Source organism: Arthrobacter sp. 260, assembly GCF_013116745.1.
In the GTDB taxonomy this organism is placed as follows: domain Bacteria; phylum Actinomycetota; class Actinomycetes; order Actinomycetales; family Micrococcaceae; genus Arthrobacter_D.
On record NZ_JABFOE010000125.1, the window covers coordinates 1 to 230 of the forward strand.

General features: G+C 50.9%; 1 pseudogene. It reads left to right on the forward strand.

What is annotated here, in order from left to right:
- Positions 1 to 21: 21 nt before the first annotated feature.
- Positions 22 to 230, forward strand: a pseudogene (locus tag HMI57_RS18585) (glycoside hydrolase); the annotation flags it as partial.

Consider the following 230-nt stretch of genomic DNA (forward strand, 5'->3'; position numbering starts at 1 on the left):
TCGGCAAACAAAGCGGCGAGCTTGGCAGCTTCACAGGCGAACAATGCCATTGCCGGTGGTGATTTACAAGCCGCATCAAGCTTTAAAGCACAAGCTGTGACTGCTGCGTCTAGTGCAGCTGATCTTGCCAGTCAAGCAAACGGTTTGGCTAATCAGGCTTCGACAGAGGCAGATCAGGCTAATTCGACTGCTGCGATTGCTTCACAAGCTGCAAGTAGTGCGATTGAATT